Source organism: Syntrophorhabdaceae bacterium (assembly GCA_035541755.1).
GTDB lineage: Bacteria > Desulfobacterota > Syntrophorhabdia > Syntrophorhabdales > Syntrophorhabdaceae > PNOF01.
Genome location: DATKMQ010000024.1, coordinates 1 through 5909, shown reverse-complemented (window position 1 = coordinate 5909; position 5909 = coordinate 1). Strand labels below are relative to the sequence as shown.

Genomic DNA, 5909 nt, shown 5'->3' with positions numbered 1-5909 from the left:
CACGAAATACGCCCTTTTCACCTCAATGATGTCTGACGTTATAGTAACATAGTCGCCGTATCTCAAAGGCTCGATGAGATCAAGATAGACTTGCTTGATAATAACGTAGGTTCCCAGCGATTCCCATTCGGGAAGAGATATACCGATAGATATGAGATATTCGAACCATGACTTTTCGAAAAACTTGAGGTAGTTGGCATAGTAGACCACTCCGCCAGCATCGGTGTCCTGATAATAGATGCGCGTCGAATACATGAGTCCATCTCCTCCGTCTTCATGCCCCGGGTTCGTCCATCCGTCCTTTAAGCCGATAGATTCTCGTGCTTCCCACGCCTTTGAGTCTCACGGTCCGACCTCCGTCGGTTGTCAAAATTCCTTTGACGGTATCGGCCACCGCCTTGGACACAATGATCTCAAGGGATTGAGCTTGACCACACAGCCGGGCGGCTAGGTTCACTGTGCTACCTATAACGGAGAAATCCATATGCTCAGGACCTCCTATGTTGCCTCTCAACAACTCGCCGCAATTGATCCCCATACCTATGGGAGGGGGTGTGCCAAGTGGAATACCTTTGATGTTTTCGAAGGAATCCACAATCTCCAGCGCGGCGTTGCAGGCGTCCAGCACATGGCTTTGAGCGTCAAATACCGCGAGCAGTCCGTCACCGGTAAACTTATCGATGTATCCGCCGAACTGATGGACGATCGTAATCTGTCGTGAGGCGAGGTCACTGATCGATTTGAATATGTCTTCAATCCTCTTGTTTAACGTTTTTTCGGTGAAGCCTCTCATATCGGAAAAAAGGATCGTCGCATGAATCTTTTCAGTCCCGCCGAGCCCGGCCTTCTCGCGTGCGCGACTTGAGATATACCTGCCGAGAGTTCTTAAGACCCTGAAGTTTTCGACCTCCCCACTGCGTCTTTTGAGAAAATTTATTACATAGGCGAGAAGCAGCTCAGGATCTATGGGTTTCTCGAGAAGGCCGTCAGCGCCTGACTCCATGGCGGTAACCTGCTCGTGGGTACTAAGTGACGACACGAGAAAGATGATGGGGATAGGCCCTATATTGGGGTCCAGCCGCAAGGAAACGCAGAAATCAAAACCATTTGCACGGGGCAGGTCTGCGTCTATGACGATCAGGTCTGGAGATTCCTTTTTGAGAAGATTGAGGGCATCTGTCTCACTTACGGCTTCAAGAACCTCTATGCCGTGAGGCCTCAAAGTTTTTTTGCTTATGCGCATACTCCGGGGGTCTGCGGCCAACAAGAGTACCTTGAAATGATAGTATTCTTCTGAGATTAAGCGCAAACCGGTCGGATCAGCCGGACTTCTCGTACATTTCTTTTGTTCCCTTGCGTTTGTCATTGTGGTACCTTTAAGTACCATACCACAAAAATTGCAAATAAACCTCACTCTCGGCGAAAATATATGCCCCAAAACACCTATCAGTGGCTTGTTTTTTCGTTCTTTTATGTATAGATTTATTAAACAGCAGTTGAATTCTGGTTGTGCGATCGCCTGGAGGGAGACTTATGAGGGCCGTAGAAATCAAACCGGATATTTACTGGGTCGGGGCAATCGACTGGGGAGTAAGGGATTTCCACGGATACGTCACGCCGAACGGCACATCGTACAACAATTATCTCATTAAAGATGAGCAGTTGACGCTCGTGGACACCGTAAAAGAGGATTTCGCCACGACTGCCCTTGATAATATCAGGAATATAGTGGAACCAGGTCGTATCTCGAATGTGGTCATCAATCATATCGAGCCCGATCACGCAAGTGCCCTTGAGGCGGTCATGAAACATATGCCTCAAGCCACAATTTATATCACCGAGCGAGGAAAAAAAGGTCTCGACAGGTCTTTTGACACATCGCGGTGGGCTTTTAAGATCGTAAAGAGTGGTCAAACCCTGAATATCGGACGGTACAATCTGCTTTTTCTCGAGACGCCGATGCTCCACTGGCCCGATTCCATGGTAACTTACGTGAAGGAGGCTAAACTTCTTATTTCCCAGGATGCGTTCGGACAGCATCTGGCCAGTGCTTCACGTTTTGACGACGATTTTCTTTCGTCTCATTCGGAATATGAGCTTGATGATGCCGTCATCGATTATTATGCGAATATCCTCATGCCTTTCGGAAAGTTGATTCAAGGCAAGATTGAGGAGATCGTGAAACTGGGCATCGAGATCGATATGATCGCACCTGATCATGGTCTCATATGGAGGAAGGACCCCAAAGGAATCCTGAAGAAGTACCTGGATATGGCGAACGGCAAGGCGGAGCCGGCTGTCGCGCTTATTTACGACACCATGTGGCACAGCACGGAGCTCATGTCCGTACCCATGATTCAGGGGATCAAGGATGCGGGCGTGCATTGCAGGGTGATAAAACTCAGGGCCACGCCCATGAGTGTGGCCATCAAAGAGTTTTGGAAGGCGAGAGGTTGTCTTATAGGCTCACCCACTTTGAACAATGGTATGTTTCCGTCCGTTGCTGAATTTCTCTATCATCTTAGCGGCTTAAGGCCCACCAGGAGAATCGTTGGCGCCTTCGGAAGCTTCGGCTGGGGTGGTGGAGGAGTGAAGGAGGTCTACGAGCGATTGAAACAAATGGGTCTCAAAAGCGTGGAGCCGGGAGTTCAGACGGCCTATAAACCATCGGCGGAAGAGAGCGAGCGGTGTTATGAGTTCGGAAAACAGTTTGCCGAAAGCATGAAGACGTATCACGCTGAGATAGGCTAGCGCAAAGCCGGGCTCATGGACGCGCTCCTTTTGTCTTAATTGCCACTACGATATGAACAACAACTTAATGAGGAGGGCTTAAACATGTCAAAAACAGAAGAGAATCTTAAGGAAGCCTTTGCCGGCGAATCGCAGGCGAACAGAAAGTATCTGGCTTTCGCAAAAAAAGCAGACCAGGAAGGGTTCAAACAGGTCGCCAAACTATTTCGTGCCGCCGCCGAGGCGGAGACGATTCACGCGCATAACCACTTGAAAGAGTTAAAGGGCGTGAGGAGCACAAAAGAGAACCTTCAGGAGGCCATAGCTGGCGAAACCCACGAGTTTAAGTCCATGTACCCGGGTATGATCGACGAGGCAAAGACATCGGGCAACGCCGGCGCTTCTCAGAGTTTTACCTATGCCAATGAAGTGGAGAAGGTCCATGCAAAGCTGTATCAGGAAGCCTACGACGCTCTCGGTAAGAACAAGGTAGCCGACTATTATGTGTGCAGGGTGTGCGGACATACGGTCGAGGGCGAGCCGCCCGATGAATGTCCGGTCTGCAAGTCAAAGAAGGCGGCTTATTACAAAGTTGAATAGGCTTTTAGCGGTGAATGTCGGCCTTTAAGCGCCTCACCCGTGAAAAGAGTCATCAGGCCTGGCGTTTAAAGGCCTTATTAGGCCAGAGGAAGACATGCTGAAAGTGGTTGCGTTTAGAGGCAGCCCGAGAAGGGGAGGAAACAGTGATATTCTCCTTGACGAAGTTTTAAAGGGTGTGAACGAGAAAACGCACGAGAGCGTGATATTTACGCTCAATGATATGAATATCAGACCTTGCCAGAACTGCGGGGGTTGCGACGACACAGGCAGATGTGTCATCACGGATGATATGGCCGCCATTTACTCGGCGATTCGCGAGGCCGACCGGGTCGTGGTGGCTTCCCCGATTTTTTTCTTCGGTCTTTCTGCGCAGACCAAAACCATGATTGACCGTTGCCAGGCTTTCTGGAGCGAAAAGTATCTGCTGAAGAAGACCATTCCGTCAGGTTCGTCCGGGCGAAAGGGACTTCTGCTTCTTGTGGGCGGCATGAAGAGGCAAACGGGGGTCCAATGTTCAGAAGCCACGGCCACCGCGTTTTTTCGTACGATCAGCGTAGCTCAACACGAAACGCTGAGCTATCTTGGCATTGACGCCAGGGGAGCGATCCTCGCCCAGACAACAGCGCTTGAGCAAGCATACGAAGCCGGTCAAAGGCTCACCAATCCTTGACTCTCGTCAATCTCTCGATTGACATTAAAGGGGTCGCATAGTATAAACAATTGCATGAGTCAGCGCCAAAAGGCCATACCATCATGAGCGGCCAGGTTTCCCCTATTACGTTGCTTGAAGAGGGCCAGGAGGGTATTGTTTACCTGTTGTCCGGGGGCGAGGGATTTGTAAGCAGGCTTGCCGGTATGGGTATTATCGTCGGAACGAGCATTAAGGTGTTAAGAAACAGCGGCGGACAGATCATTGTGCTCGCTTCCGACACGAGAATAGCCTTAGGAAAAGGCCAGGCAGACAAGATCCTTGTTGTCAAAAAGGAAGCCGAAGACGCGGCAGAGGCGGCAAAGGATGGAAAGAGGCTCGTGGTGGCCCTGGCGGGCCAACCCAATGTAGGCAAAACAACAGTCTTTAATCTTCTGACCGGTCTTTCCCAGCACGTGGGCAATTGGCCGGGTAAGACCGTGGAGATAAAGGAAGGCACCTATCTCGCACAGGACGGCGTGGAGATGAGGCTCGTCGATCTTCCTGGTACGTATAGTTTGAGCGCCTTTTCTGAGGACGAGCGGGTTGCACGGGAGTTCATCATTCAGGAACACCCGGACGTGGTCGTGGTGGTCGTGAATGCGTCGGCATTAGAAAGGAGCCTGTATCTTCTGGCCGAGCTGCTTCTTTTGAAAACTCCGGTGGTCGTGGGCGTCAATATGTTTGATGTGGCTTCCGCGCAAGGCCTGCACGTCGATGTAGAGGCGCTGCGCAGGTCGCTTCGACTTCCCGTTGTTGAGATGATTGCCACAAAGAACAGGGGCATCAGGGAACTCGTCTCGGAAATTATCCGGGTATCCAAAGATCGGTCGCATTACAATCCTCGCATACCCGAGGTTCTGTCAGATCACAAGGATATTTACACGCGTCTTGCGGAGCTCGTTAATGATCACGTTCCCCTGCCGTACACCGGGGAATGGATCACCGTGAAGCTCATGGAAGGCGATCCTGAGGTAACCGACACAATGAAGGGGATTTTGCCCGCTCCCCTGTGGAAGGAGATCGAATCGCTCCTCATTAAACACGAAGATGCGCTTCGCGCCGTTGTGGGCGGAAGGTACGACTGGATAGAAGAAGTGACGCGAGCGGCGGTATCTCGGTTCAAAAGAGGGCAGGTGCTCATGACCGACAAGATCGATCACATCCTCACCAGGCCCATAACCGGTGTGCCTATTCTTCTCGGAATACTCGCACTCGTATTCGTGTTGACGTTCGCGGTCGGTTTCCCGCTTCAGAAGATTCTCGAGCGGGAGGCTGGTTCCCTGGGACGCTTCGTGAACGCGGCGATTGTTAACGAGTCCTGGTGGGTGCGCGGAATCCTCGTGAACGGGATAGTCGGAGGAGTCGGGTCTGTGCTGACGTTCATTCCGATCCTCGTGATTTTCTTCTTTGCCATGACGGTCCTGGAGAATGTGGGCTACATGGCGCGAGCGGCCTTTGTCATGGATAGATTCATGCACGTCATAGGCCTCCACGGGAAAAGCTTTATGCCTCTGTGCCTTGGATTTGGATGTAATGTGCCGTCGGTGCTCGGTGCGAGGATCATAGAATCAAAACGGGCGCGATTGCTGACCATCTTTCTGGCGCCCTTTGTGCCCTGTACGGGGAGGCTCGCTGTTCTTACTTTTGTGAGCGCCGCCGTTTTCGGCAGGCAGGCATTTGCCCTCTCCTGGATCCTTGTCGCATTGAATATCATTATGCTTGGTGCCGTCGGAATTGTGATCAATAAATTCTTCTTTCAGCATGAACCCGTGCCGTTCATCATGGAACTGCCTCTGTACCATGCGCCCGACGCAAAGACGATCACCGCGGCGGTCTTAACCAGAACAGTGGCGTTTATCAAGAAGGCCGGGAGCGTGATCCTGATTTG

Annotated in this window: 6 protein-coding genes; 4 read left to right on the top strand and 2 right to left on the bottom strand. The window is 51.3% G+C overall.

Features of this window, described 5'->3' with window-relative positions:
* On the bottom strand, window positions 1-255 hold a 255-nt coding region (locus VMT62_01920), incomplete at its 3' end, for a thioesterase family protein (GenBank protein ID HVN95162.1).
* 19 nt (window positions 256-274) lie between these two features.
* Window positions 275-1243 (bottom strand): adenylate/guanylate cyclase domain-containing protein, encoded by a 969-nt coding sequence (locus VMT62_01915; protein HVN95161.1) that lies wholly within the window; start codon window positions 1241-1243, stop codon window positions 275-277.
* Between the two features lie 290 nt (window positions 1244-1533).
* On the opposite strand from VMT62_01915, the gene VMT62_01910 reads away from it, so the two are divergent.
* From VMT62_01910 to feoB, 4 genes are all read left to right on the top strand, one after another.
* A complete protein-coding gene (locus tag VMT62_01910) occupies window positions 1534-2751 on the top strand; it encodes an FprA family A-type flavoprotein (protein HVN95160.1) in 1218 nt (405 codons plus the stop codon).
* 84 nt (window positions 2752-2835) lie between these two features.
* Entirely contained in the window at window positions 2836-3330 is a 495-nt protein-coding gene (locus VMT62_01905; protein ID HVN95159.1) for a rubrerythrin family protein, read from the top strand.
* A 94-nt stretch (window positions 3331-3424) separates the two neighbouring features.
* Entirely contained in the window at window positions 3425-4000 is a 576-nt protein-coding gene (locus VMT62_01900) for a flavodoxin family protein (protein ID HVN95158.1), read from the top strand.
* Window positions 4001-4083: 83 nt separating this feature from the next.
* A partial coding sequence (gene feoB / locus VMT62_01895; protein ID HVN95157.1) for a ferrous iron transport protein B occupies window positions 4084-5909 on the top strand: 1826 nt, incomplete at its 3' end.

Excerpts from the sequence above, each read along its gene's own strand:
- VMT62_01915 (HVN95161.1), bottom strand. The coding sequence starts at position 1,243 with ATGCGCATAAGCAAAAAAACTTTGAGGCCTCACGGCATAGAGGTTCTT.
- VMT62_01910 (HVN95160.1), top strand. The coding sequence starts at position 1,534 with ATGAGGGCCGTAGAAATCAAACCGGATATTTACTGGGTCGGGGCAATC.
- VMT62_01905 (HVN95159.1), top strand. The coding sequence starts at position 2,836 with ATGTCAAAAACAGAAGAGAATCTTAAGGAAGCCTTTGCCGGCGAATCG.
- VMT62_01900 (HVN95158.1), top strand. The coding sequence starts at position 3,425 with ATGCTGAAAGTGGTTGCGTTTAGAGGCAGCCCGAGAAGGGGAGGAAAC.